General features: G+C 76.5%; 21 protein-coding genes. 10 read left to right on the forward strand and 11 right to left on the reverse strand.

The features are described 5' to 3' along the window. Positions 1-136: 136 nt before the first annotated feature. From ACFU9E_RS06630 to ACFU9E_RS06645, 4 genes are all read left to right on the forward strand, one after another. On the forward strand, positions 137-319 hold the full coding sequence (locus tag ACFU9E_RS06630; protein ID WP_380683727.1) for a hypothetical protein: 183 nt from the start codon (positions 137-139) through the stop codon (positions 317-319). Beyond that, positions 316-2,700 carry a heavy metal translocating P-type ATPase gene (locus ACFU9E_RS06635; protein WP_380714818.1) on the forward strand — a complete coding sequence of 795 codons (2,385 nt, stop codon included), beginning with the start codon at positions 316-318 and terminating at the stop codon, positions 2,698-2,700. Before ACFU9E_RS06630 ends, ACFU9E_RS06635 begins: the two co-directional genes overlap by 4 nt. Next, on the forward strand, positions 2,697-3,248 hold the full coding sequence (locus ACFU9E_RS06640; protein ID WP_380690342.1) for a copper chaperone PCu(A)C: 552 nt from the start codon (positions 2,697-2,699) through the stop codon (positions 3,246-3,248). Before ACFU9E_RS06635 ends, ACFU9E_RS06640 begins: the two co-directional genes overlap by 4 nt. 374 nt (positions 3,249-3,622) lie before the next feature. Then, on the forward strand, positions 3,623-4,063 hold the full coding sequence (locus ACFU9E_RS06645; protein ID WP_380714820.1) for a hypothetical protein: 441 nt from the start codon (positions 3,623-3,625) through the stop codon (positions 4,061-4,063). A gap of 115 nt (positions 4,064-4,178) precedes the next feature. Here ACFU9E_RS06645 and ACFU9E_RS06650 read toward each other — a convergent pair whose 3' ends face one another. The 3 genes from ACFU9E_RS06650 to ACFU9E_RS06660 form a co-directional block, all read right to left on the reverse strand. Further along, positions 4,179-4,961, reverse strand: coding sequence for a VOC family protein (locus tag ACFU9E_RS06650; RefSeq protein WP_380687859.1), 783 nt, complete (start codon positions 4,959-4,961; stop codon positions 4,179-4,181). Between the two features lie 169 nt (positions 4,962-5,130). Further along, positions 5,131-6,162 carry an Acg family FMN-binding oxidoreductase gene (locus ACFU9E_RS06655; RefSeq protein ID WP_380687861.1) on the reverse strand — a complete coding sequence of 344 codons (1,032 nt, stop codon included), beginning with the start codon at positions 6,160-6,162 and terminating at the stop codon, positions 5,131-5,133. An 829-nt stretch (positions 6,163-6,991) separates the two neighbouring features. After that, the gene (locus ACFU9E_RS06660; protein ID WP_380687863.1) at positions 6,992-7,864 is read right to left on the reverse strand and encodes a universal stress protein; all 873 of its coding nucleotides are present in this window, start codon (positions 7,862-7,864) and stop codon (positions 6,992-6,994) included. Between the two features lie 557 nt (positions 7,865-8,421). Here ACFU9E_RS06660 and ACFU9E_RS06665 point away from each other — a divergent pair. After that, positions 8,422-10,146 carry a GAF domain-containing protein gene (locus ACFU9E_RS06665; protein ID WP_380687865.1) on the forward strand — a complete coding sequence of 575 codons (1,725 nt, stop codon included), beginning with the start codon at positions 8,422-8,424 and terminating at the stop codon, positions 10,144-10,146. 49 nt (positions 10,147-10,195) lie between these two features. Here the strand turns inward: ACFU9E_RS06665 and ACFU9E_RS06670 are convergent, their stop codons facing one another. From ACFU9E_RS06670 to ACFU9E_RS06700, 7 genes are all read right to left on the reverse strand, one after another. Next, positions 10,196-10,618: a pyridoxamine 5'-phosphate oxidase family protein gene (locus tag ACFU9E_RS06670; protein ID WP_380714822.1), complete on the reverse strand. Its 423-nt coding sequence runs from the start codon at positions 10,616-10,618 to the stop codon at positions 10,196-10,198. Positions 10,619-10,865: 247 nt separating this feature from the next. After that, the gene (locus ACFU9E_RS06675; RefSeq protein ID WP_380714824.1) at positions 10,866-11,600 is read right to left on the reverse strand and encodes a response regulator; all 735 of its coding nucleotides are present in this window, start codon (positions 11,598-11,600) and stop codon (positions 10,866-10,868) included. Positions 11,601-11,714: 114 nt separating this feature from the next. Then, positions 11,715-12,179: a nuclear transport factor 2 family protein gene (locus tag ACFU9E_RS06680; protein ID WP_380690152.1), complete on the reverse strand. Its 465-nt coding sequence runs from the start codon at positions 12,177-12,179 to the stop codon at positions 11,715-11,717. Positions 12,180-12,284: 105 nt separating this feature from the next. Further along, entirely contained in the window at positions 12,285-12,818 is a 534-nt protein-coding gene (locus tag ACFU9E_RS06685; RefSeq protein WP_355371756.1) for a hypothetical protein, read from the reverse strand. A gap of 179 nt (positions 12,819-12,997) precedes the next feature. After that, on the reverse strand, positions 12,998-14,668 hold the full coding sequence (ctaD, locus tag ACFU9E_RS06690; RefSeq protein ID WP_380690079.1) for a cytochrome c oxidase subunit I: 1,671 nt from the start codon (positions 14,666-14,668) through the stop codon (positions 12,998-13,000). Positions 14,669-15,188: 520 nt separating this feature from the next. Beyond that, a complete protein-coding gene (locus ACFU9E_RS06695) occupies positions 15,189-15,680 on the reverse strand; it encodes a pyridoxamine 5'-phosphate oxidase family protein (protein ID WP_380684619.1) in 492 nt (163 codons plus the stop codon). A gap of 44 nt (positions 15,681-15,724) precedes the next feature. Further along, on the reverse strand, positions 15,725-16,579 hold the full coding sequence (locus ACFU9E_RS06700; RefSeq protein ID WP_380684618.1) for a sigma 54 modulation/S30EA ribosomal C-terminal domain-containing protein: 855 nt from the start codon (positions 16,577-16,579) through the stop codon (positions 15,725-15,727). Positions 16,580-16,789: 210 nt separating this feature from the next. Here ACFU9E_RS06700 and ACFU9E_RS06705 point away from each other — a divergent pair, with 210 nt between their 5' ends. The 4 genes from ACFU9E_RS06705 (at position 16,790) to ACFU9E_RS06720 (ending at position 24,607) form a co-directional block, all read left to right on the forward strand. Next, positions 16,790-17,434, forward strand: coding sequence for a class I SAM-dependent methyltransferase (locus ACFU9E_RS06705; protein WP_380684617.1), 645 nt, complete (start codon positions 16,790-16,792; stop codon positions 17,432-17,434). A 571-nt stretch (positions 17,435-18,005) separates the two neighbouring features. Further along, positions 18,006-20,954: a type 2 lanthipeptide synthetase LanM family protein gene (locus tag ACFU9E_RS06710; protein ID WP_380684616.1), complete on the forward strand. Its 2,949-nt coding sequence runs from the start codon at positions 18,006-18,008 to the stop codon at positions 20,952-20,954. A gap of 197 nt (positions 20,955-21,151) precedes the next feature. Then, the gene (locus tag ACFU9E_RS06715; RefSeq protein ID WP_380684615.1) at positions 21,152-21,343 is read left to right on the forward strand and encodes a hypothetical protein; all 192 of its coding nucleotides are present in this window, start codon (positions 21,152-21,154) and stop codon (positions 21,341-21,343) included. Between the two features lie 249 nt (positions 21,344-21,592). Then, positions 21,593-24,607 (forward strand): AAA family ATPase, encoded by a 3,015-nt coding sequence (locus ACFU9E_RS06720; RefSeq protein ID WP_380684613.1) that lies wholly within the window; start codon positions 21,593-21,595, stop codon positions 24,605-24,607. A gap of 34 nt (positions 24,608-24,641) precedes the next feature. Here the strand turns inward: ACFU9E_RS06720 and ACFU9E_RS06725 are convergent, their stop codons facing one another. Then, on the reverse strand, positions 24,642-25,895 hold the full coding sequence (locus tag ACFU9E_RS06725) for an MFS transporter (protein WP_380684612.1): 1,254 nt from the start codon (positions 25,893-25,895) through the stop codon (positions 24,642-24,644). Between the two features lie 54 nt (positions 25,896-25,949). On the opposite strand from ACFU9E_RS06725, the gene ACFU9E_RS06730 reads away from it, so the two are divergent. Further along, on the forward strand, positions 25,950-26,696 hold the full coding sequence (locus tag ACFU9E_RS06730) for an AraC family transcriptional regulator (RefSeq protein WP_380684611.1): 747 nt from the start codon (positions 25,950-25,952) through the stop codon (positions 26,694-26,696). The last annotated feature ends 4 nt before the right edge of the window (positions 26,697-26,700 follow it).

The following is a 26,700-nucleotide window of genomic DNA, read 5'->3' on the forward strand; positions in this document are numbered from 1 at the left end:
GGGTGCGGGAGACCGTGCCCGCCCCGGCCCTTGCCGTGTCCGCGACGGGCACGGGGTGGGGGTATGTGATTCGGGTCATACAGGGGTGTTCGGGAACTCCACGGGTCGGCGGGACGACTGGTGGGGGGTGAGTGGGATGTCGTCGCCGGGTAGCCGGCCGTTGAGTGTGCTGGCGGGGTTCGCCCTGCTGCTGGTGGTGGTGTTCGTGGTGGCCTTCGCGGTGGGGCGCGGGGCCGGGCCGGTGACGCCCGGGCTGACGCCCGGCGGCGGAGGCGGCGCCAAGCCCGGGATGGGCCACGACATGGGGGCGGGCCGATGACGTCCGTGACGGAGAGTGCGGGGAGCGGGGCGGGCAGCGGGGACACCGGCGCCCTCGTGAGCACCGATCTGGCGGTCGGCGGGATGACCTGCGCCGCCTGTGTCAGCCGGGTGGAGAAACGGCTGGCCCGGATCGATGGCGTGAGCGCCGGGGTGAACCTGGCCACCGGGCGGGCGCGGGTGCTGCACCCGGCCGCGGTGGGCCTGGACGAACTGGTCGCGGCGGTCGAACGGGCCGGGTACACCGCCGAGTTGGCCCCCGACGGGGTGCCGCCGTCCGGCCCGGAGGCGGAGGACGCCGGGGACCGCAGGCGGCTGCTGGTGACGGCCCTGCTGGCCGTGCCGGTCGTGGTGCTGTCGATGGTGCCCTCGCTGCAGTTCCCGGCCTGGCAGTGGGTCTGCTTCGGGCTGGCGCTGCCGGTGGTGAGCTGGGGCTCCGCCCCGTTCCACCGCCGGGCCTGGCAGGGCCTGCGGCACGCCGCGGCGACCATGGACACCCTGGTGAGCCTCGGGGTGGTCGCCTCGTTCGGCTGGTCCGCGTACGCGCTGCTGTTCGGCGGGGCGGGCGAGATCGGCATGCGGATGCCGTTCTCGCTGACCGCGGACGGCGGCGGCACCGCGCACGTCTACCTGGAGGCGGCCGTCGGGGTCCCGCTGTTCGTGCTGGCCGGGCGGCTGCTGGAGGGCCGGGTGCGGCGGCGCAGCGGTTCGGCGCTGCGGGCGCTGGCCGAGCTGGGCGCGAAGGAGGTCTGCGTCCGGGATCCGCGCAGCGGCGAGGAGCGGCTGCTGCCGATCGAACGGCTGCTGCCCGGGCAGGAGTTCGTGGTCCGGCCGGGCGAGCGGGTGGCCACCGACGGGGTGGTCGTGGAGGGCGGCTCGGCGCTGGACCTGAGCCTGCTGACCGGCGAGTCGGTGCCGGTGGAGGTCGGGCCGGGCGACCAGGTCGCGGGCGCCACGGTGAACGTCGGCGGCGCGCTGGTGGTGCGGGCGACGGCGGTCGGCGCGGACACCCAACTGGCCCGGATCACCGCCCTGGTGGCGGACGCCCAGGCCGGCAAGGCGCGGGCGCAGCGGCTCGCGGACACGGTCGCCGGGGTGTTCGTGCCCTGTGTGCTGACGGTGGCGGTCTGCGTGCTGGGCTTCTGGCTGGGCGCGGGCGCCGACCCGCAGGCGGCGGTGACGGCCGCGGTCGCCGTGCTGGTGGTGGCCTGCCCGTGCGCGCTGGGCCTGGCCACGCCGACCGCGCTGCTGGCGGCGACCGGGCGCGGCGCCGAGCTGGGCGTGCTGGTGCGCGGCCCGGAGGTGCTGGAGAGCCTGCGCCGGGTCGACACCGTGGTGCTGGACAAGACCGGCACGCTGACCACCGGCCGGATGGAGCTGGCGGCGGTGGCCGTGGCCGTCGGCGCCGGGGTCGACGAGGACCGGGTGCTGCGGCTCGCGGGAGCCGTCGAGCACCGGTCGGAGCACCCGATCGGGCGAGCCGTCGTGGGGGCGGCCCGGGCCCGGTGCGGCTCCGAGCCCCTCCCGGCGGTGGCCGGTTTCGCGGCCACCGCCGGAGTCGGGGTGTCCGGCGAGGTCGAGGGCCACCAGGTGCGGGTGGTCCGGCCGGACGACGCCGACGGGCCGCTGCCGGAGGAGCTGGAGCGGGCACTGGCGGACGCCTCGGCGGCGGGCCGCACGCCCGTGCTGGTCGAGCTGGACGGGCGGCCGGCGGCCGTCCTGGCCGTCGGCGACACGCTGCGCTCGGGCAGCTGGCGCGCGCTGCACCGGCTGCGCGGCATGGGCCTGGAGCCGGTGCTGCTGACCGGGGACGGCCCCGGCGCGGCGCGGGCGGTGGCGGCGGAGCTGGGCATCGAGCGGGTGCACGCCTCGGCCTCGCCGGAGCGCAAGGCCGAGGTGGTCGCGGAGCTGCGGGCCGCCGGGCGGACCACGGCGGTGGTCGGCGACGGTGTCAACGACGCCGTCGCGCTGGCCTCGGCGGACCTCGGGGTGGCGCTCGCCTCGGGCAGTGACGCGGCGATCGGCGCGGCCGGGCTGACGCTGGTGCGCGGGGACATCGAGGCGGTGGTGGACGCGGTCCGGCTGGCCCGGCGCACCCTGGCCACGATCCGGGTCAACCTGCTCTGGGCGTTCGGGTACAACGTGGTGCTGATCCCGCTGGCGGCGGTGGGGCTGCTGAACCCGATGCTGGCGGCGGTGGCGATGTCGCTGAGTTCACTGCTGGTGGTGGGCAACAGCCTGCGGCTGCGGACGTGGCGGCCCGGGCGGGGTGCCACGGACGGGCGCGGCGGCGGGGCGGGTGACGGCGGTCCCGGCGGCGGCCCGGCGGGCACGGCGCGGCGGCCGGCCCGGGCGCGGCGTTCGGCGGGTGCGGCGTGGTGAGCGGGCGGACGCCGGGGCGGCTGCGGACGTCGGAGCGGCTGCGGGCAGCGGGGCGGTCGGGGACGGCCGAGCGGCTGCGGGTGGTCGGGCCCCCGGTGGCGGCCGCCGTGGTGGCGCTCGCGCTGCTCTCGGGCTGGACGGCGATCGGCGGGGCCGGCACGGCCCGCCCGGTCGAGGTGGAGCCGGGCTGGCTGCTGCTGCCCTCGGCGGGCGGGGCACCGGCCACCGCCGCCTTCTTCACGGTCCGCAACCCCGGCGACATACCCGACGAACTCACCGCGGCGAGCTGGGAGTTCGGCGGCAAGGTGACGATGAAGCGGCATCTGCACCAGGGCGCCTCGGGCCGCTGGGCGCCGGCCGCGACCCTGCCGGTGCCGGAGCGCGGAGAGCTGGCGATGTCCCCGGAGGACGCCGATCTGATGATCACCAACCCACCCCCGCTGAAGGTCGGGCAGTGGGTGGAGTTCACCCTCAGCTTCCGCAACAGCCCGCAGCTGCGGGTCAAGGCGGAGGTCCTGCCGCCCGGCGGGCGACGCGGCAGCCGCTGAGCCGCCCGCCGGGCCGGCGGCCCGGGCGGGGCGCCGGTCACTGCTCGACCGGCGCCCCGCCCCGGAACCCGTCGACGGACCACCAGGGGCCCTGACGGACTGTCGGCCAGGTCGGACAGTTTGTCCCGTCCTGAGGAGGGCGCCAGGGAACCGGCGCCCAGCCGAAGGAGCTGACCGCCGGCGGCGCCCTGACCGAGGAGCAGGTCCGGCTCTACAACAAGCTGGGCATGAGCTACCAGGACATCAAGGGCCTCGCCGCCTTGGGTTCCTGACCCGCTTCCGGCTGAACCCGCCGACGCCGGGCGCCCGTGTCCTCAACGGAGGGGCCGCCCGGTCGGCGGGCGGCCCCGGTCAGGACCGACCGAGGAGTGTCCGTGAAGAAGATCAAAACGACGGTGGCCGCCGCCGTTCTCGCCGGTGCCGCGCTGACGGCGGCCCCCGGTGCCACGACCGCGGCGCACGCCGCGGCGGCGGTGGAGCCGATGCACTGCGTCAGCCCGTCCTGGGGCGGCGAGTACCTCTGCGGCGGCGTGTACGGCTCGCCCGGCATCGTGGAGTACGCCTACCGGGACGGCCGCCGGCAGGTGTTCGTCATCGGCACCGACCACGCCGTGTGGACCCGGTCGAGCAGCGCATCCGGCAAGAAGAGCGCCTGGACGTCCCTGGGCGGCAACCTGATCGGCGGCGTCGGCATCGTCGCCTCCGACACCGGCCTCGGCCGGTTCCAGATCGCCGCCACGGGCACCGACGGCCGCCTCTGGGCGCGGACCCACGCCCCGGACGGCAGCTGGAGCGCCTGGGCCCGGATCTCCTAGCGCCGACGTGCTCCGGGCGGTCGCGCGCCTTGCCGCGACCGCCCGGAGCACGCTGCTGCGCCGTGGCCGTGGCCGGACGCGATCGGCGCCGGCCCTCCACGGGCCGCCGGACGGGCTACCCAGCGGCCTTGATCACCGCGAAGACGGCGCCCTGCGGGTCCTGGACGATGGCGATCCGGCCTGCGGCGTGGTCGAACGGCGGGACGAGCACGGTGCCGTGCGCCTTCACCAGCGCGTCCACCGTGCTGTCGGTGTCGTCCACCGCGAAGTAGGTGAGCCAGTGCGAGGGCACCCCGGGCGGAGCGCCCTCCAGGGTGGTCATGCCGCCGACCGGGCGATCGGCGACGCTGAGCACGTAGTAGTTGTCCGTGCCCTCCATCGGGGCGGAGCCGACGCCCAGGGCCTGCTGGTAGAAGCGAGCGGCCTCCGGGATGTCCGAGGTGTGCAGCTCGTTCCAGGTCAGCGCGCCGGGCTCGTTGACCACCTGGGCGCCGTAGAAGTCGACCGGCTGCCAGACTCCGAAGACACCGCCGGTCGGGTCCGCCGCCACCAGCATCCGGCCGACGGTCAGCACGTCCATCACCGGGAACATCACCGTGCCCCCGGCCGCCGTGATCGCGGCCTGGGTGGCGTCCGCGCCGGCACTGGCCAGGTAGGTGGTCCACACCGTGGGCGGGGTCGGGTCCCCCTCCTTCATCGGCTGGGCCGCCATGATCCCGGCCACCGCCTTGCCGTTCAGGGTGCACATCGCGTACCCGCCGGTCTCGGGCGGGCCGATCTCGCCCTGCCAGCCGAACAGGTCCTTGTAGAAGTCGATGGCGGCCTGCTGGTCAGGGGCCATCAGATCGACCCAGCACGGCGTACCGGGCTGGTAGTGCTCAGCGGTCACATCAGGCATCTGCGGTCTCTCCCGTGCGGTACCGCCCCGGCTGCCCGGGGCGTGCGGTGGGCCCCCAAGGACTCACCATCACCGCCCCGGGCGGAGCCCGCCACCCGAACGGTCCCGGGTAGCGTACGGGCTCCGCAGGGTCACGCAGCGTCACCCGCGTCGTGCTCTCCCCGGCTCCTCAGGGACCGGCCGGGCCGGAGGGCGCCGACAGGTCCAGGACGTCCGCCGGCGGCCGGCGCGGAGTGGCGGCACCGGGCGGGCCGTAGCCCACCCGCAGCACCAGCTGGACGTGACCGGGCCCCTCGGCGGGGTCACGCAGGCGCCAGCGCAGATCGGGCCACTCGACCGCCTGGTGCAGCACCGTCAGCCGCAGCCCGTGCACGGTCGCCAGCAGCCAGACCCGCTCCAGCGCCTGACCGGTGCGCAGCCAGTCGGCCGGGCCGTCGCCGGTGGTCGCGAGCGTGCACAGCTGGGGCAGCGCCTCGAAGCGTTGGGACGGCTGCGGCGGGCCCTCGTGGAGCGGCGGGCGCCCGGCGAACTCGCGCATCGGCACCCGGGCGTCGTGGTCCTGCGGGCCTAGCACGGCGTACGGCAGACCGTCCGAGGCCTCGCCGTCGTCCGGCCGCAGCCAGGAGCGGGTCTCGACCTGCCGGGCGGGGTCGTGGGCGATCCGGTCCTCGGCCTCGGCGGTCACCTCCATCACCCGGCGCACGCCCTCCTCCTCCAGCACCGCGAGCGCCACGCCCTCGTCCCGCGCGGCCTCGATCAGCTCCGCGGCGACCGCCTCGGGGACGTCCCGGTTGGTGAACGGCAGGCGGCTGGAATGGCGCTCGGCGATCGCCGGGTAGAGGTCCCGTCCGAACGGACCGGGCCCCGGGGGCAGGGGCGCGGCGGCGGGGCTCGCGAGGTCGAGGACGGCGAGCAGGTGCGGGTCGGCCGGGTCGGGGAGCAGCCGGACGGAACCCTCCCGCCCCAACCTGGCGGCCGCGACCCGGAGGTTGAACAGGGCGGCGCCCGCCGCGATGTGCAGCGCGGCACCGTTGGCGTCCGCCAGCGGCACGGACCGCTCCGGGTCGGCCAGTACCTCCAGCCCGCCCCCGTCCGGGGTCGGGCGGAACCGCCAGGGTTGGCTGTTGTGCAGCGAGGGCGCCGCACCGCCGGCGGCGGCGAGCAGCCGCAGGTCGGCCGGTGTGAGGGCTGACTGGGACATGGTGATCCTCTCCTTGCCTCGACGCCCGGCACCGGTCACCCCGCCCGGCACGGCCGCGACTCCCGGTACTCCTGGTACTCCCGAGGGTGCGCCGGGCCTGCGGCCGGCGACAGGGTCCAACGACCCGGATGCCACGGGCGATCGGTCCCGCCCCGCCGCGCTGCCCGCGGCCGGCCGTCGGCGCCCGCGGCAGGCCGCCCCGGCCCGTGTCGTGCGGCACCTCGGCCGCGCGGCGCAGCCGTCCTCGGTGGGAAGTCGAACCACGCACGGCCGGCCCACCCGGCGAAGCCGCACCAGCGCGCGCACAGGATCATCACGAGCACGCCCCGGGTACGGCGAATTCCAGCCACCCGCCAACCGGCCGGGCCGCAACCGGGGACGGACGGGCGCAAGGCCCCGGGCATCGCGGCGGACGATCCGCCCCCGGCAGCACCACCACCCGCACCCCCCATGTGGCACGAGGGCCGGCCTGGCAGCGGCACAGGGCCGCGCCAGGGCTCGGGGCAACATCAGCACCCGCACGCCCGACGCGGCGCGGCCCGGCCGTGCGGCGACGACCGACACCACCGCGCCGGGAGACACAACCGCACCCACGGCACGGCGTGATCCACTCAGCCGTGCGGAGCGACCGCCACCGGGGCCCGGGCATGGTGAAGGACGGCGCGCGCAGTGCGGCCGCGCCGGGAGGCGCTACCGCACGCCCGGCGCGGCGAGGCCCCGTCAGCCGTGCGGGACAACCACCACCGGGGCGTGAGCGTCGTGAAGGGCCACGCGGGTGACACCGCCGCGCCGGGAGGCGTCACCGCACCCCGGACGCGGCAAGACCCGGTCAGTCGTGCGGGACGACCGCCACCGGGGCCTGGGCGTGGTGGAGGACGGCGTGGGCGACGCGGCCCAGGCGGGGGCCGAGGTCGCGCGGGCGGCGCCGGCGGCCGACCACGACCAGGGCGGCGCCGGCGGAGTCCTCGACCAGGGTGCGGGCGGCGCCGAGGCGGACCCGCTCGACGACCTCGGTCTCCGGGTGGCGCTCGCGGTGGGCGGCGAGGGCGGCGGCCAGCGACTTCTCCTCCGCCGCCTGGAGCTGGGCCATCTCGACACCGGACGGCAGGAAGCCGACGACCGCGAAGGCGGGCGGCAGGTCCCAGCCGTGGACGGCGCGGACCCGGGCTCCGCGCAGGGCGGCCTCCTGGAAGGCGAAGTCGAGCACCGCGTCGTCGGGCGCGGTGGCGTCGACGCCGACCAGCACCTCCGGAACCTCCGGCTCGTCCGCCGGCCCGGCGTCCGCTTCCGTCGGCCGGACGACCACCACGGGCACGGCCGCGCGCCCGGCGACCGCCATGCTCACCGAGCCGACCAGCAGCCCGGTGAAGCCGCCCAGGCCGCGCGAGCCGAGCACCAGCAGGCCGGCGTCCTCGGCGGCGGCGACCATGCCGTCCACGGCGGCGTCCAGCACGACGTCGGTCCGGACGGTCAGGTCGGGGTACCGGGTCCGGACGTCCTCGGCGGCGGCGGCCAGCATCCGCTGGGCGGCGACCGGCAGCTCCTCGGGGTCGGCGTAGGCGGCGCGGCCGTCGGTGAGCCACGGCCAGGCGTGCAGCAGCCGCAGCGGGGCCCCGCGCCGCAGTGCCTCCTCGGCGGCCCAGTGGGCGGCGGCGGTGCTCTCGGGCGATCCGTCGACTCCGGCCAGGACTGCGGGCGTCATGGGAGGTTTCCTTCCGCTGCGGGTCCGCCGGTACGGGGCGGGCCTCGGTGGCTGCCGGTGGGAGGCGGCCGGTCCGCGCTGACGCGCCGTCGGCCCCCTGACACCACCCTGGTCCCACGGCGGTCGGGCGGCCAGAGGCCGCAGGGCCCCTCGGGTGAGGGCCGTAGGTCCCGCGAACCGTCGAGTCGAATCGTCCGCGGGGGCGGCGCATCCGGCGCGCGAAAGGCGCGCGAGTGGCCGATTGCACCCCGTCCGGCGCGTTCATGACCGACCCCGGCGTTCCGCGCACATGCCCGCGGCACTAACGTGAATCCGACAATCCGACCGGTCGGACGACCGAGCTCGGGCCGGACCAGCAGCACGGAAACACAAGGAGGACGCCGGTGGGCGGCGCGGAGAACACGCGGGCGGACACCGACGGAGACCAGCGCGGACAGGCGGACGGCACCCCGCCGCCCGGCTGCCCGGCCCACACCGGAGCGGCACCGGCCGCGACGGCACCGAGCACGACGGCACCGAGCACGACGCTCCCGGCCGCCGCCCCGCGCGCCCGGGTCGTGAACGCCGCCCCCGGTGGGCCGCGGCTGCCGCAGCTGCGCCTGGACGAGCTGCTGGAGGAGCTCCAGTGGCGGATCGACGCGGCGCGCGGCACCCGTGACCGGGTGCACAGTCTGCTGGAGGCGGTGCTGGCGGTCGGCCGCGAGCTGGACCTCTCCCAGGCCCTGCACCGCATCGTCGAGGCCGCCGCCGACCTGGTCGACGCCCGCTACGCGGCGCTCGGCGTGATCGGCGCGGACGGCTACTCGCTGTCGCAGTTCCTGACCGTCGGGCTCAGCCAGGAGGAGATCGACGCGATCGGCCCGCCGCCGACCGGACAGGGCATCCTCGGCGAGCTGATCCGCGACCCGCAGCCGCTGCGCTGCCCGGTGCTCTCCGAGCACCCGGCCTCGGTGGGCTTCCCGCCGAACCACCCCCCGATGCACACCTTCCTCGGGGTGCCGGTGCGGGTGCGCGGCGAGGTGTTCGGCAACCTCTACCTGACCGACAAGCGCGGCGGCCTGGACTTCGACGCGGACGACGAGGCGGTCATCTCGACGCTGGCGGTCGCCGCCGGGGTCGCGATCGACAACGCCCGGCTGTACGAGGAGGCGCAGCGCCAGCACCGGTGGCTGCGGGCGAGCGCCGAGATCACCCGCAGCCTGCTGTCGGGCGCGCCGCGGCTGGAGGTCGTGGAGCTGATCGCGCGCCGGGCGCGGGAGATCGCCGGCGCCGAGCTGGCCGACGTGTCCGTGGTGCTGTCCGATCCGGGCGAGCGGGCCGCCGAGCTGACCGTGGAGGTGGCGCTCGGCGGCCGGCCGGAGGGCCGCCTCGGGGTGACGGTGCCGGTGGACGGCACGCTCTCCGGTGCCGCGTACGCCTCGGGCTCGCCGGTGACCAGTGACGAGCTGGAGGGCGACGAGCGGTTCCCGGCCGGGCCGCCCGGGCGGTTCACGGGGCTGGGACCGGCCGTGGCGGTGCCGCTGGCCACCGGCGAGGGGTTCGGGCGCGGTGTGCTGCTGCTGGCCCGGGAGGTCGGACGCCCGCCATTCACGGCCGAGGAGACGGGCCCGCTGCTGGGCTTCGCCGACCAGGCCGCGCTCGCCCTGGAGCTGGCCGAGCGGCGGCGGGACGCCGAGCAGCTGACCCTCCTGGAGGACCGCGACCGGATCGCCCGAGATCTGCACGATCTGGCCATCCAGCGGCTGTTCGCGACCGGTATGACGCTGCAGAGCGCGGGCCGGCTGATCGAGAGCCAGAGCGCGGCCGACCGGGTGAGCCGGGCGGTCGCCGACCTGGACGAGACCATCAAGATCATCCGCTCGACCATCTTCGGCCTGCGCGCGCACAGCGAGCCGGACCGGGGGCTGCGGGCCCGCGCGACCAGGGTCGTCGGCGAGGCGCAGGCCACCCTCGGCTTCGCGCCGCGGCTCAGCATGGAGGGTCTGCTGGACACCGACGTACCGCAGGAGCTGGCCGAGCACGTGATGGCGGTGCTCGGCGAGGCGCTCAGCAACGCGGCGCGGCACGCCAAGGCGAGCCGCGTCGAGGTGGCGCTGCGCGCGGCCGGCGGGAACGTGACGCTCACCGTGACCGACGACGGCGTGGGCGTGCCCTCCGGCGGGCGCCGCAGCGGCCTGCGCAACCTCGCCGAACGCGCCGACCGGGCGGGCGGGAGCTTCGAGCTGCTCGCGGCCGACGGCGGCGGCACCCGGCTGGTCTGGCAGGCCCCGCTCGGCGTGTGACCTTCGCGGCAGCCGGGCCGTCGTGCGCCCGGCTGCCGCGAAGGGCGGCTCAGCAGGAGTCGGGTGCCAGGTGGCGTCCGACGACCAGCTCGGGGGCTATCCGGATCTCCACCCGGCTGCCGGGCGTCTGGGGCGGGTGGCGCAGTTCGGCGTGGCCGAGGACGGTGACGCACCAGCCGGTGCCGTCGGTGTCGTCGACCTCGTCGGCCTCGAAGGCGATCACCGCGCCGGCCACGGCCCGCGCCAGTTCGGATTCGGCCGCCGTGGAGAGCAGGACGCCACCGAGCGCGTCCAGCCGGAAGCGGATGGGGAGGACGGCGGGCAGGGCGCCCACGGTGTAGACCACGCGGCCCACCCCGGTGCGGCCCAGCAGCTCCAGCGCCCGGGTCTCGTCGAGTTCCCGCGTGTGGCGGTGCTGCGGCCGGACCCGTGGCTCGACCTGCACGGACGCGGCTTCAGGATCGGCGTTCATACCAGCGATGGTCGCCCCTGGGGCCGGGACGGGACGAGGGCCGATGGTCCCGCCGAGAGTCCCGCCCGGCCCATGGCGGACCCCGGCGAACGTCCCGAGGCCCGGCGCCCGGCCGAGCCGACGCACGGCCGAGCCGACGCACGACCGGATCGAGAACCGGCGGGAAGGGGGCCGTCCGGGCCCGGACGGCCGACGGCCCCGGTCACCGCGGGCGGGCGACCGGGGCCGGGTACGGGGGCCTGCGGCGTCAGCCGCGCGGGCCGTGGCCGAGCACGCGCGGCTGGTGGGCCGAGCGGTCGGCGGCGGCCGACTGGCGCAGCTCGGTGGCGATCAGCGCCGCCTGCACCCGCCGCTCGACGCCGAGCTTGGCGAGCAGCCGGGAGACGTGGTTCTTGACCGTCTTCTCGGCGAGGAAGAGCCGCTCGCCGATCTGCCGGTTGGTCAGCCCCTCGCCGATCAGCGCGAGCACCTCCTGCTCCCGCGCGGTCAGCTCCGGGCCGCCGCCGGTCGGCTGCGCCGGCTCGGCCTCGCTGCGCAGCCGGTTGAGCAGGCGGGTCGCGGCGCCGGGGTCGAGCATCGAACGCCCGGAGGCGACGGTGCGCACGGCGGCGATCAGGTCGGTGCCGCTGATCTGCTTGAGCACGTAGCCGGCGGCGCCCGCCATCACGGCGTCCAGCAGCGCCTCCTCGTCGTCGAAGGAGGTGAGCATCAGGCAGGCCAGGTCCGGCATCCGGGAGCGCAGTTCGCGGCAGACGGCCACGCCGTCGCCGTCACCGAGGCGCACGTCCAGGACGGCGACGTCCGGGCGCAGCGCGGGGATGCGCACCAGCGCCTGCTCGGCGGTGCCGGCCTCGCCGACCACCTCCAGGTCGGGCTCGCCGTCCAGCAGGTCGTGCACGCCGCGGCGCACCACCTCGTGGTCGTCCAGCAGGAACACCCGGACCGGTGCCGGCGTCTCGGTCCCGGTCGTCTCGCTCGCCATGTCGTGGCTCCACCTTCTCCTCGCCCGGCACACCACACACCGGGTCCACCGCATCATGCCGTACCAACGGCGCCGCGCCCAGGGTCGAACGGCCCCATTCCGGCCACATCCGGGTCACGCCGGTGGCTGCCGCGCCTCCGCGTTCCCGGTGAGGGAGGAGAGCACCCGCTCGACGGCGCCGAAGGCGACCGCGCTGTCCAGCGGGTTGGAGTAGGTGCGCGACCAGGTGATCAGTCCGCCGCGGACCCGCGCGAACACCACCATGTCGAGGGTGAAGCGCTTGCCTGTGGCCAGCACCTCGCCGTGCAGCCGGTACTCGGCGACGGCGAGTTCGGGGTCGCTGGTGCCGTGCACGCTGACCCGGTCCACCGCGTCGAAGCGCTGCATCACCGCACCTCGCCGCAGGTGTTCCACGAAGGCCTCCCGGCCGGGCCGCTGCGGGGGCACGCCGGGGAGCAGGTAGGGCAGTTCGAAGGCGGCGTCGGCGGTGACCAGGTCGGCCACCGCCTCGTCGGGGCCCTCGCCCATCAGCTGGACGAACTGCCGGAGCACATCGCTCGGCGTGGCGGTGGCGGTCATCGGACGCTCCTCTCGACGGTCCGGGGCGGTGCCCCGGGTCGCCTGATTGATATCCGGACCGGCCGCGGCTCAGCAAGGGTTCCACGGAAGAACGGTGACGATCGATCAGATCCGGTGTCGACGGGCGTTGCCGAGACCGATGAGCAGGAAGGCGGTGGAGACCGCGACGGCGCTGCCCGCGGCGGCGGCCAGGCGCGGGGCGAGCGGGCCGCCGCCGGAGAGCAGGATGGAGGCGGCGCCGAGCGAGGCGACGGCCAGGCCGACGAGCAGCCAGCCGAGCAGGGCCCGCGGCGAGGGCCGCACCGGAAGGGGCGCGGGGTTCGGGTCGAGCAGGGCCCAGCGCACGGTGTCCTCGCGCTGTTCGGTCCGGCTCTGGAGGTGGGCGCGGATCCGCAGCAGGACGCCGGCGACCAGGCCGGCGAGCGCGATCTGGGCGGCGGGCTGCCAGGCGGGGACGGCCAGCAGCAGACCGCCGGCCAGGGCCAGGCAGGCCCACCAGGTCACGCAGGCGGCCGCGGCGGTGCGGGCCGAGCGGGGGCGGTCCTCGCCGGCCTGGAGGTCGGCGATGGCGGGCAGGTACCAGACGCAGCCGGACGCGGTGATCGCGGCGGTGCCGATGGCCAGGACGATGTGGGACACGGTGCCGTGCACTCCTCAGGTCTCGGGCGGTTCGGAGGGGGGCCGCTCCCGCCCGCCCGGGGCGACGCGCGGGCGGGAGCGGCGTTGGTGGGGCCGGGCCGTCAGGGCCCGGGACCGGCGGCCGTCAGCCGACGGTCGTCACACGGCGGTGGTCCGCCGGCGGTGGTCAGCCGGCGGTGTCAGCCGTCGCCGTCCGGCCGGCCGGAGGGGGCGCCGCCGTCGAGCGCGCGGGCGCGGCGCGGCCTGGGCACGTCGTACTCGGCGGGGATGACCCCGGCCAGGTGCTTGGCGCGCTCGCCGCTGTGCTCCAGGTAGTCGCGAGCGGCGATCTCCGGGTGGTGCAGGTCGAACGCCGGGGACTCGGTGCGGATCCGCGGCAGCTTGGTGAAGTTGTGCCGCGGCGGCGGGCAGGAGGTGGCCCACTCCAGGGAGCGGCCCCAGCCCCACGGGTCGTCGGAGGTGACCTTCTCGCCGTACTTGGCGGTCTTCCACACGTTGTAGAGGAACGGCAGGATCGACAGGCCCAGCAGGAAGGAGCCGATGGTGGACACCGTGTTGAGCGTGGTGAAGCCGTCGGAGGCCAGGTAGTCGGCGTAGCGGCGGGGCATGCCCTCGGCGCCGAGCCAGTGCTGCACCAGGAAGGTGGTGTGGAAGCCGATGGTGAGCGTCCAGAAGCAGATCCGGCCGAGCCGCTCGTCGAGCATCTTGCCGGTCATCTTGGGCCACCAGAAGTGGAAGCCGGCGAACATCGCGTACACCACGGTGCCGAACAGCGTGTAGTGGAAGTGCGCGACGACGAAGTACGAGTCGGAGACGTGGAAGTCCAGCGGCGGGGCGGCCAGCAGCACGCCGGTCAGGCCGCCGAAGAGGAAGGTGACCAGGAAGCCGACCGTCCACAGCATCGGTGTCTCGAAGCTCAGTGAGCCCTTCCACATGGTGCCGACCCAGTTGAAGAACTTCACGCCGGTGGGCACCGCGATCAGGAAGGTCATGAAGGAGAAGAACGGCAGCAGCACTTGTCCGGTGACGTACATGTGGTGCGCCCACACCGTGACCGAGAGGCCGGCGATGGCCACGGTCGCCGCGATCAGGCCGCCGTAGCCGAACATCGGCTTGCGGCTGAACACCGGGATGACCTCGGAGACGATGCCGAAGAACGGTAGCGCCAGGATGTACACCTCGGGATGGCCGAAGAACCAGAACAGGTGTTGCCAGAGCATCGCCCCGCCGTTGGCCGGGTCGAAGACGTGCGAGCCGAACTTGCGGTCGCACTCCAGGGCCAGCAGCGCGGCGGCCAGCACCGGGAAGACCAGCAGCACCAGGACCGAGGTGAGCAGCACGTTCCAGCAGAAGATGGACATCCGGAACATGGTGAGGCCGGGGGCCCGCATGCAGATGATCGTGGTGATGAAGTTGACCGCGCCGAGGATGGAGCCGAAGCCGGAGAGCGTCACACCCATGATCCACATGTCGGCGCCGACGCCGGGCGAGTGGATCGCGTCGGACAGCGGCGCGTAGAGGAACCAGCCGAAGTCGGCGGCGCCCTGCGGGGTCGCGAAGCCGGCGGCGGCGATCAGCGAACCGAACATGAACAGCCAGTAGGCCAGCATGTTCAGGCGCGGGAAGGCGACGTCCGGGGCACCGATCTGCAGCGGCATGATCCAGTTGGCGAAGCCGGTGAACAGGGGCATCGCGAAGAGCAGCAGCATCACCGAACCGTGCATGGTGAACGCCTGGTTGAACTGCTCGTTGGAGAGGATCTGCGTCCCCGGCCGGGCGAGTTCGGCGCGCATGACCAGGGCGAGGATGCCCCCGATCAGGAAGAACCCGAACGACGACACCAGGTACATGGTGCCGATCGTCTTGTGGTCTGTGGTCGTCAGCAGCCGGACCACGGACGACCCGGGTCGCTTGACCCGTGCCTGTCCCGGTCGGGCGGCGGACGGCGGCGGCGCGCTGTCGCCCTGTGCCTCGATGGCGCTCAAGGACGCACTCCTTCGAAACTTTCTGCGGATGGATGGCGATCCATGATCGGAACGCGCCACCCGTGCGCCCTAGGGCCGTTGGACCCAGCGGCCCGGGGCCGGTGGGCCTCTGATCAGGGCCTCCGGGCGGGACCACTGTCCGCCCGGCCGTCCGGCACCGCGGGCCCGTCCCGGGTACGACGAAAGACCGGCGCGGCCGGGAGAGTTGACGTTCTCCCGGCCGCGCCGGACGGGCGCGGAGCCGTTCCTCCGCGCCGGGGTCCCGGTGGACCGCACGCCCCGTCCGGGAAGGGGGGCGCACGGGGACCGGGACCCCCGGTAGGGGCCCGCGTCGGGGCGGATCGCGGGCCCGGGGCTCAGGTGTCCAGTCGTCCGCGAGCGGGCTCTACGAGGCGGCGGCGGTGCCCGCGATGAGCCGGTAGCCCGCCACCAGGTCGGGCTGGATGGCCACCGTGTGGTCCATCGAGGCGTTCACCCAGGGACTCAACAGGGCGCGGTAGCGTGCCAGTCGGGCGGGGTCGGTGACCGGCCGGGCGAAGCCGGTGACCACCACGCTCCAGCCGAGCCGGGTCACCGGGTCGATCGCGTCCGCCTCGTAGGCGACCACCACACCGGTGTCCTCGCTGCCCGCCGCGGCGGCGGTCAGCGCGGCGCCGTCGTGCGTGCGGATCACGATGGTGTCGTCGACCAGCAGGTGGTTGACCGGGCGGATCGCGGGCAGCGCGCGGACCGTGAACACGATCCGGCCGAACGGCGCGCCGCCCAGCAGCCGCAGGGCCTCGGCCCGTTCGAGCGGCACCAGTTCGCGCGGCGGCGCCTCGGCGGGCGGTCGGGGCCGCACCACCGAACCGGCTCGGCGGGCCGGCTGCCGCGGCACGGCGGAGCGGCGCCGCTCGCGCAGCCGGCGGCGGAAGTCCTCGCTCACGAGGCGGCCGCGATCAGGCCGAGGCCGCCGTCGAAGCGCCGGTAGAGCACCCGGCCGCGTCCCGAACCGGGATGGGCGAAGAACAGGTAGGGCAGTTCGGCGGCGGTCAGCCGCTCGACGGCCTGGTCCTCCGTCAGCTCCGGTGCGCCGCACGGACTGAGGGTCAGCGGCACGGCCGGGTGACTGGGTGGTCCGGCGGCCACCGTCCGGGCCAGCCGGTAGCCGGTCGGACCGACCCGGTAGACCACCGCGTCGGTCTCGGTGGCCGGGTCGGTGAACAGGTGGATGTCGTAGTCCATCGCGTCCATGGTGCGGGCGGCGGCGTCCGGCGAGCACCACACCAGCTGGGCCTGCTTGCGCCGGACGATGGGCTGCGGCCCGACCGGGTGCGGGAGCGCGGCGCGCGTGGCGCCGGCGACCGGGCCGACGGCGTGCGGGAGAGCGACGGCGCGCGCGGCGGCCACGGTGGCCGGGGCCGCGGACGCGGCGGCGGTCAGCGGCATCCGTGCGCGGATCCGGCGCGGCCACGGCCTGGGCGTCCAGCCCGAGGCGACGGCGGCCATCCGGACGCGAAGCCCCTCGGTGATCCGGTCCAGCGCCTCGCCGAGGTCGGCGGCGGCCTCCTGGACGCGGATCCGCCGGCCGTCCACCTCGGCGTTGACCTGGGTCAGCACGCCCGCCGGGTCCGCCCCGCCCGGGGAGGCCGCCGCGCCGATCGTCCCGACCCGCACCCGCAGCGACTCCACCAGGGCGTCCGCCCCGCCCACCACGGCCGCGATCCGGGCCCTCGCATCGGCCGCGAAGCCCCGCGAAATCCCCTCGCACAACCGCACCGTGACCAACTCGCCCACCTCAGGCCTCTTCCCGTTCCGCCACACTCTGGTCCTGCCGCGCCGACCCGCCCCCGGCGGCCCCGCACTGCGGCGCGGCGATCACCATCCCTCCCCGGCACCCCGCTCACAAGGGCCGAACGGCCCCATCGGCCCGCGCCCACCGGCCCCGCCGCCGCCCGCCGCACCCCCGGGCGCACCACACCCGTTCACCCGTGGCATCATCGGCCCATGACGGCCCCTGACGACCAGTCCGCGTACTGGAACTCGACCGGAACCACCAAGACCTTCGGCCATCCCCCGCACCCGGACTGGACGGCCCGCCTCGACCAGGACGCCGTCCTGCTCGACTACGGCTGCGGCTACGGGCGGCTCGCGGGCGAGCTCGCCGCGCTGGGCTTCAGCCACGTCGAGGGCGTGGACGTGGCGCCCGAACTCGTCGCCCGCGCCCGCGCCGAGCAGCCCGCCGCCCGCTTCTCGGTCCTGACCGACCCGCCGCGGATCGAGCGCCCGGACGGCGCCTACGACGCGGCCTTCCTGTTCGCCGTGCTCACCTGCGTCCCGGACGACGCGGCGCAGGAGGCGCTGGTCGCCGAACTGCACCGGGTGCTGCGCCCCGGCGGCCTGCTGCTGGTCAGCGACTACCTGCTCCAGCCGGACGAGCGCAACCAGGAGCGCTACCGCCGGTCCGAGGCCGGCTACGGCCGCTTCGGGGTGTTCAGGACGAGCGACGGCGCGGTCTGCCGCCACCACACCCGGGAGCGGTTGGACGGGCTGTTTACGGCGTTCGAAACGGTCGAGGAGCGCGAACTCCCGGTGCTCACCATGAACGGCCGGCCGGCGGTGGCCACCCAGCTGCTGCTCGCCCGCCCCTAGAGCCGGCCCCTGGCCACAAGTCGGGGTCCCGCCCCCTCCGAAAGTAGGGGGTGCGGAGGATCGTGCGGGCGCCCCGTCACAAAGATGGGGGCCGGTCCCCCATGCCCCGACGGCCACCGCAACGACAGGATCAGCAACGAGGGCAGCGCCTTCGACGGCAGCGCGGCCCTCTCCCGGCATCGGAGGTGCGGTGGTGGCAGAGGTGGACGCCGTGCGCAGCACGCGCCTCGACGGGGGCGCCGGACCGGTTCAGGGCCCGGTCGCAACGGCGGTCCCCTCGGCCACACCGTTCCCGCACACTCCGATGCCCGGCGACTTCCCCGTACCACCGACAGCGGCACCGACCGCAGCAACACCCGCACCGCCCGCGGGATCCGCCCGCCCCGGACCGCCCGGTCCGCCGTCGGCCCCGCCCCCGATCCGTCCCGCCCTCCCCCAGACTCCCCGCTCCCACCCCGGTCGGCTCCGGTCCCCCCGTGCCGGCGGCCCCTCGTGGTGGGAGCGGGGCCTGACGCCGGGCCGGCCGGTCCCCGCCGCCCGCCCGGACTGGGCCGCCTTCACCGAGGCGGCCGTGGCCGCCGCACCGGTGCGCCCGGTGGTGCCGCGCGCCGCCTACCCGGGCCTGAGCGGCTTCGCGCTCGTCCTGCAGCCCTTCGCCGACCGCGCGCAGGTGCGGCTGCTGACCGCGCTCTCCCCCGCCGTGCGCGCCGCCGACCAGCAGGGCCGGATCGACCTGCCCGCGCTGCGCGCCGAGTTCACCGCGCGGCTCACCGAGCGGCTGGCCCGGATCGCCGCGCGCACCCTGGTCCTGGAGCTGCACACCGCGCGCGCCGCCGGGCGGCTGGCCGGCGGCACCCCGCAGGAGCGGTTCCGCTCGTTCCTCGCGCTCACCGCCCGCCGGGAGGGCCTGGCCGCGCTGCTGCGCGACTACCCCGTGCTGGCCCGGCTGCTCGCCCGCGCCTGCCTGGACGCCGCCGACGCGCACGCCGAGCTGCTCGACCGGTTCGCCGCCGACCGGGCCCCGCTGGTGACCGGTCTGCTGCGCGGCCGCGACCCGGGCGCGCTGGTCGCCGTCGAGGCCGACGCGGGCGACCGCCACCGGCACGGCCGGGCCGTCGCCGTGCTGCACTTCGCCAACGGCGCCGCCGTCGTCCACCGGCCCCGGCCGCCCGCCGCGCACCGGCACTTCAACACGCTGCTCGGCTGGTACGGCGGACGGCCCGGCGTCCCCCGGCTGCGCGCGCTGGGCCTGCTCGACCGGGGGTCCCACGGCTGGACCGAGTACGCCGAGGCCCGCCCCTGCCTGACCCGCTACGACGTCGAGCGCTTCTACCGCCGCCAGGGCGCGCTGCTCGCCCTGCTGCACGTGCTGGACGGCACCGACCTGCACTTCGAGAACCTGATCGCCTGCGGGGACCAGCCGGTGCTGGTGGACGTCGAGACGCTGTTCCACCCGCCGGCGGGCGGCCCGGCCCCCGAACCCGGCCTCGCCGGGGACCCGGCGGCCCGCGCCCTCGCCGAGTCCGTCCACCGGGTCGGCCTGCTGCCGCAGCTGCTGATCGGCGACGACGGCGCCGTGGACGTCTCCGGCATCGGCGGCGGCTGCACGGGGCGGCGGCTGTCCCCGGTCGACGGCGTGGACTGGGCGGGCGCCGGCACCGACGAGATGCGCCTGGTGCGCCGCCCCCGGCCGTTCGGCGAGGCCCACAACCGGCCCCGCCTGGGCGGCGCGCCCGTCGAACCCGCCGAGCACACCGAGGCGCTGCTGGCCGGCTTCCGCGCCGGCTACACCGCGCTCGCCGACGGCCGGGACGAACTCACCGGCCCGCGCGGGCTGCTGCGCTGCTTCGCGGACGCCGAGGTGCGGGTGGTGCCCCGGGCCACCCGGGTCTACGCCCGGCTGCTCGACGAGTCCACCCACCCGGACGTGCTGCGCGAGGCCGGCGCCCGGCAGGCCGTGCTCGACCTGCTGCGCACCGACGCGGTCGACGACCCGGGCCGCCCCGGGCTGGCCGACCACGAGATCGCCGACCTGTGGACCGGCGACGTCCCGTTCTTCACCACCCGGCCCGGCTCGCGCGACCTGTGGACCAGCGACGGGCGCCGACTGGTCGGCGAGCTGGCCGAGTCGGGGCTGGCCCGGGTCGAGGTCAAGCTCGCCACGCTCGGCGCCGTCGACCGCAAGGACCAGGAGTGGATCGTCCGCGCGGCCATGGCGGGTGCCGCCGACACCCCCGCGCACCGGCCCGGCCGGCCGGGACCGGAGAACGTCTGGGCGACCGCCCCCGAACCCGAACGGCTGCTGGCCGCCGCCCGGGGCCTCGGCGACCAGCTCGTCGCCGCCGCCTACCAGGGCCGCTCACGCACCAACTGGCTGGGGCTGGAACTGCTCGCCGACCGCTACTGGCGGGTGCGCCCGCTCGGCGCCGACCTGGCCGGCGGCTACACCGGCACGGCGCTGTTCCTCGCCCAGCTCGCCGCGCTCACCGGGACCGACCGCTACGCCGAGGTCGCCCGCCGGGCCCTCGCGCCCGTCCCGGGGCTGCTCGACTCGCTCGCCGCCCACCCCGACCACCCGGCGGCCGTCGGTTCCGGCGCCTTCGCCGGTCTCGGCGGCATCGCCTACGCGCTCACCGAACTCGCCCGGCTGCTGGGCGATCCGCTGGTCGGGGCGTGGAGCGGCCCGGCCGTGGCACTCACCGCGGCCGCCGCCGAGCGCGAGGACGACCCCGGTGTGCACAGCGGCACCGCCGGCGGGCTCGCCGCGCTGCTCGCCGTGCACGCGGCGGGCGGCGGCGGACCGGCCGGGGCCGGGGCCGGAACAGCGGGCGCCGGACCGGGGGGCGCCGTCGATCCGGTCGCCTCCGCCGCGCTGGCCGCCGCCGGCCGCAGCGCCGAGCGGCTGGCCGGCCGTCCCCTCCCCGCCGGCACCGGCTTCGCCCACGGCTCGGCCGGTGTCGGCTGGGCCCTGCTGCGCTACGCCGAGGCGGTCGGCGAACCCCCCGACGGCCCGCGCCACCGGGCCGGGCTGGCCGCCCTGCACGCCGCCACCGCGGTCCGCTCGCGCGAGGGCTCCTGGTGCCGGGGCCGCCCCGGCGTCGCGCTCGCCGTCGTGGACAGCCCGCTCGCGCTCGCCGACCGCCGGCTCGCCGAATGGGCCCAGCGCGCCGTGCGGAACACCGCCCGCGCCGCGCCACTCGGCGACCACAGCCTCTGCCACGGCGAGTTGGGCGTGCTGGAACTGCTCGGCCGGCACGGTCCCTCCGCCGGGCGCACCCCGTGGGTCCGGCGGGCCGGAGCGCTGCTGGCCGCCGTCGACCAGGACGGCGCGCGCTCGGGCACCCCCGACCAGGTCGCGCACCCCGGGCTGCTCACCGGCCTGGCCGGGATCGGGCACGGTCTGCTGCGGCTCGGCTTCCCGGACCAGGTGCCGCCCGCCCTGCTGCTGCGTCCCCGGGTCCCGGCGACCGGGGCCGACCAGCGCGCGAACACCGGTCCGCGCGCCGCCGTTCGCGCCTAGCGCCCCCATGCGCGCGCGTTCGCACCATCGCGCGCGAACGTGCGTTCCGCACCACCCGCACCACCGGCCCCTGCCGTCCGACCGAACCGGCGCGACCCGTGCGACGTCCTCTCCACCGGGCATCGTCCCGACCCGACGTCCGTACCGTCCACACCATCAGAACCGTCCATCCGCAACCACGAACGGAGCTCCGGACCATGACCAACCACGACGAGCGTCTGACCCCGCCTCAGTCCGCCGTCCGCCCCGGCGAGACGGCCGAGCACCCGGCCGGCGAGATCCGGTTGCGCCCGGGCCACGGCCTGGGCCTGCGCTCCCGGCTGCTCGCCGGAACCGGCGGCGCCATCCCGCCGATCGTCGAGTTCCCGACCATGACCACGCCCTTCTGAGAACCGCCCGTGCCACCGCACCACCCCCGGTCCTGAGCGACCGGACCGTCCGCCGCCGGGGAACGGGCAGCCCCCCGGCGGCGGACCCGCGCGGACTCACGCCGACCCGTGCGAGTCCACGGCACCGGCCGCGCGGGCACCGCGCTCCGCATGTGGTCGTACGGTAACCACCCGGTGGTGCCGCCGTGTCCGCTCCGTGACCGACCCACCACTCTTCAGAACCGATACCCCGTCAAGTAGCCTGCGGCCATGCGGACCACGTCGTCGATCACCGTCGGCCGCGCGACCGAGCTGGCGATGCTCGGCGACGCGCTGGCCACCGCCCGCCAACAGGGCGGCGGAGCGGTCTTCCTGCTCGGCGAGGCCGGCATCGGCAAATCCCGGCTGGCCGGCGAATGCGCCTACCAGGCGTACGGGCTGGGCCTGCCGGTGCTGCGCGGGCGGGGCAGCTCGACCGGCACGGTGACACCGTTCCGGCCGCTGATCGAGGCGCTCTCCTCCCGCTTCCGGGCCGCCGGACCGCCCACCGACCCCGAACTCGCGCCCTACCGGCCCGCGCTGGCCCGGCTGGTCCCGGAGTGGCGGGACCCTGCGGCGGCCGGCGCGGGCGTCTATCCGGAGAGCGTGGTCGAGCTGGCCGAGGCGCTGCTGCGACTGCTCGCGGTGCTCGGCCGCGACCAGGGCTGCGTCCTGCTGCTGGAGGACCTGCACGACACCGACGCGGAGACCGTCGCCGTCCTGGAGTACCTGGTCGACAACCTGGCCGGCCTGCCGGTCCTGCTGCTCGCCACGCTGCGCGCCGAACCCGGCCCCGCCCTGGAGCTGGTGCGCGCCGCCGAGCGCCGCCGCGCCGCCACCGTCACCGAACTGCGGCCACTGCCGCCCGCCGAGGTGGCCGCGCTGGCCGCCGCGATCCTGGAGGGCGAGAGCGCCGACCTGCCGGAGGCGCTGATCGGGCACCTCACCGCGCGCGCCGACGGCTGCCCCTACCTGGTCGAGGAGTTGCTGGCCGATCTGCTGGACTCCGGCACGCTGTGCCGGGCCGAGAACGGCCGCTGGGCCTTCGCCGACGGGTCGCGCCCCGGCGTGCCCAGCACCATTGTCCGCAGCTGGGGCCACCGGATCGACCAACTCGACCCGCAGGTAAGGGACCTGCTGCTGACCGCGGCCACCCTCGGCAGCCGCTTCTCGGTGACCACCGTGCAGCTGATCACCGGGTACGACGACCGCACCCTGTTCAGCCACCTGCGCTCGGCCTGCGAGGCCAACGTGATCGTGCCGGACGGCGCCGCCCCGGACCGCTACGCCTTCCGGCACGCGCTGACCGCCGACGCGGTGACGGCCGCCCTGGCTCCCGCCGAACGCGCCGCACTGGCCCGCCGGGCGGCCCGTGCGATCCTCCGCGCCGACCCGGAACTCGTCGAGGAACGACGCCAGTTGGTCGCCTCACTGCTGCTCGCCGGCGGGGACCGGGCCGGTGCGGCGGTGCACTTCGCGGAGGCCGGCCGACGGGTTCTGGAGGCGGGCGCGGCCGGGTCCGCGGTGGTCCTGCTGGAGCGCGCGCACGAGCTCGCCGGGGACGCCGAACGGGCCGGCGTCACCGAGCGGCTGCTGCCGGCGCTGGCCGAGGCCGGACAGTTGGACCGGGCCTTCGAGCTGGTCCGGACCCTGCCGCCGGTCCCGCCCGCGCCACCCGCCGGCGCCGTCCCGGCCGTCGAGCGCCGGATCGACCTGCACACCCGGCTCGCCTGGGCGGCCGTGATGGCCGAACGCGGCGCCGACGCCCTCGACCAGGTGGCCGCCGCACGCACCCTCACCGCGGGGCGGCCCCGCCCCGAGCAGGACGCCGCGCTGGCCGTCGTCGAGGGCCACCTCGCGCTGCTGCCGGACGGCGGGTCGCCGGGCCCGGACGGCGCCCCCGGTGGCGCCCCGGACGAGCCGCCGAGCACCCCGTCCCAGGCCCCGGACGCGGCGGACCGACTCGCCGAGGCCGAGTCGCGCGCCCGCCGCGCCGCCGAGGTGGCCGAGCGCTCCGGCCTGCCGGTGGTCGCCTGCCAGGCCTGGCAGCTTCTCGCCCTGCTCGCCCGCGAACGCGGCTTCGACGCCGCCGACGCCTGCCTGGAGCGGATGCTGACCGTCGCCGAGGCGCACGCCCTGCCCGTCTGGCGGGTCGAGGCGATGCTGCGGCTGGGCGCCAACGCCTTCATGCGCACCGGCGACGGCACCCGGCTGGAGCGCGCCCGGGAGGCCGCCGCCGGGCTCGGCGCGATCGTGCTGACCCAGACCCTGGACGGCCTGCTCGCGATGAACGCCGTGATGCGCGGCGAGTGGAGCACCGCCCGCGCCACCGTCGACCGCTGCCTGGACGCCACCGCCCGCCTGCACAACCTCGCCGCCCACCGCTACCTGCTGCTCTCCTCCGCCACCCTGGCGGCCCACCTCGGCCGGACCCGGGAGATGGAGAGCGAACTGGCCCGGTTCCGGCAGGCCGGCGGCGACGAGTCCTTCCTGACCCCGCTGCGCTACGGGCTCTGCCGCGCGGTCGGCGCGCTGCTCGCCGAGGACCGCGCGGGGGCGCGCGCCGAACTGGACGCCGGGCGCGCCTGGGAGGAGCGCCACCCCAGCGTCTTCTACCTGGCCGGACGGCACGGCCTGCACCCGCTGCTGGAGGTGGCCGAGGGCCGCTGGGGCCGCGCCGAACTCGACCTGGCCGCCGCCGCGCCCGCCGCAGAACTCGCCTGGAACCGCCAGTTCCTGCGCTTCGCCGACGCGGTGGTGCTGGGCCGCGAGGGCCGGCCCGAGCAGGCCGCCCGCGCCCTCGCCGAGGCCCGGCCGACCGCCGCGGCCTTCCCGCTCGCGCACCACCTGGCACTGCGGATCGCCGCCGAGGCCGCGCTCGCCGACGGCTGGGGCGAGCCGGTGGCCTGGCTGCGCACCGCCGAGGAGTACTTCCACCAGTTGGAGATCCAGCCGGTGGCCGCCGCCTGCCGCACCCTGCTGCGGCGGGCGGGGGCGAGCGTCGCCCAGCACCGCGGCGGGCGCGACGCCGTGCCGGCGGACCTGCGCACCTGTGGGGTGACGGTCCGCGAGTACGAGGTGCTGGTGCTGCTCGCCGACCGGCCCGGCAACCAGGAGCTGGCCCGCAAACTGTCCATCTCCCCGCGCACGGTGGAGAAGCACCTGGCCAACCTGATCGCCAAGACCGGCCGCCGCGACCGCGCCGCGCTCTGCGCGCTCGCCACCGAGCTCCGCACCGCCCCCTGAGCGCCCGCCGCCCTTGGCACACCGCCGGTCGGGCTCAGGGCCGCCCCGCCCGCCCGGCGTTCCCGGCCTCCGGCCACGGCACGGCCTTCGGCGGCTGCGGCGCGGCCGGCTCGCGCGGGGCTCCGTCCGGCTCGGGCAGCCGGCGGGCGAGCGCCCAGGCCAGCGCGCACAGCACGGCCAGCGGCGCGAGCGCGGTGCGCAGCCCGGTGTGGTCGGCGAGCAGGCCGATGGCCGGGCCGGCGAGGCCTCCGACGCTGACGGCGAGGCCGAGGGTCACCCCGCTGGCGGTGCCGATCCGGCTCGGCAGGTAGTCCTGACCGAGCGTCACCTGGAGCGAGAACGGCACGTACAGGGCCAGCGAGATCAGCGCGGCGAAGCCGTACAGGGCGACCGGTCCGGGCACCAGCAGCAGTCCGGCGACCGCCGGGACGGCGGCCGCGTAGGAGAGTCGGACCGTGCGCACCCGGCCCCAGCGGGCGGCGCACCAGCCGCCGAGCACCGTACCGACCGCGCCGCCGGCGAACAGCGTGAAGAGCGCCACGGTCCCCGTCCCGGAGTCGCCCCGGCCGAGCCGCTGCTGGGCGTAGAGGGCCACGAAGGAACTCAGCCCGACGAAGACCACCGATCGGCAGCCGATCACCCCCGAGAGCCACAGGAACGCGGGCCGGTCGTCACGCCGGGCGTCGCCGGTGCCGCCGGCAGCGGGCCCGGCGGCACGGGCGGCCAGGGTGCGGACCACCGGTGCGGTGAGCAGCGCCGCGGCCAGCGCGGGCACCGCCAGCCAGGGGGTCGCGCCGAGGCCGCCGGCCGCCAGGACCGGGCCGACCATCAGCGGGGCGAGCGCGAAGCCGATGTTGCCGCCGAGCGAGAACCAGCCCATCCGGGTGTGGCTGTCGCCGCTCGCGGCGCGGGCCAGCCGCGCGGACTCGGGGTGGTAGGCGGCGACCCCGACGCCGGAGAGCGCGACCGCCGCACAGAGCAGCGCGTAGGGGCCGAACAGCCCGGCCAGGCCGACGCCGATCCCGGCGGCCGCGGTGGCGGCCGGGATCAGCCAGGGCATCGCCCAGCGGTCGGTGAGCGCGCCGAACAGCGGCTGCACGATCGAGGAGAGCAGGGTCGCCGCCAGCACGACCCCGGCGGCGGAACCGTAGTCGAGGCCGCGCTCGGCGACCAGGAAGGGGACGAGGGCGGGCACCACGCCCTGGTAGAGGTCGACGGCGGCATGGCCCGCCGCCAGGACCGCGATCGGGGCGGCGCCGGACGGGACACGGGATCGGAGAGTGGTCACGGAGCGATCCTCGGCCCGGCACGTGGTGGCGGACTTCCGATAAAGTGCCGGACGATGCCGAATTCCCGCCAACCCGACGATTCATCCGATCTGACGGTCACCCGACCGCTGGCCGCCGGCTCGACCGTCTCCGAGCACCGGCACGAGGTGCACCAGATCGTCTACGCGGGCCGGGGCGTGCTCGCGGTGACCACCGCCGCGGGCACCTGGGTCGCCCCGGCGACCCGGGCGCTGTGGATCCCCGCCGGGACCGGCCACCGGCACCGCGCCTACGGACCCACCGTGCTCCACACCGTGGGCCTGCCGCTGGGCCACAATCCACTGCGGCTGACCCGCCCGGCGGTGCTGGCGGTGGGCCCGCTGCTGCGCGAACTGCTGATCGCCTACAGCAGTCCGGGCACCGAGGGCACTCCCGAGGGACGCCGGATGCTGGCCGTCCTGCTGGACCAGCTGCGCCGCGCCCCCGAGCAGCCGCTGCACCTGCCGGTGCCGCGCGACCCGCGGCTCGCGGCGGTCGCCGCCCTGCTCGACGCCGATCCGGCCGACGGCCGCGCCCTCGGCGAACTCGGCCGGGCGGCCGGGGCCGGTGAGCGCACGCTGAGCCGGCTCTGCCGCGAGGAACTGGGCATGACCTTCCCGCAGTGGCGCACCCAGCTGCGGCTGCACCACGCCCTGCGCCTGCTGGCCGAGGACGTCCCGGTCACCGCGGTGGCGCACCGCTGCGGCTGGGCCTCGGCCAGCGCGTTCATCGACGTCTTCCGCCGCACCTTCGGCCACACCCCGGCCGCCCACCACCGCTGACGGA

The sequence above is a fragment of the Kitasatospora sp. NPDC057595 genome (assembly GCF_042800875.1).
Lineage (GTDB): Bacteria > Actinomycetota > Actinomycetes > Streptomycetales > Streptomycetaceae > Kitasatospora.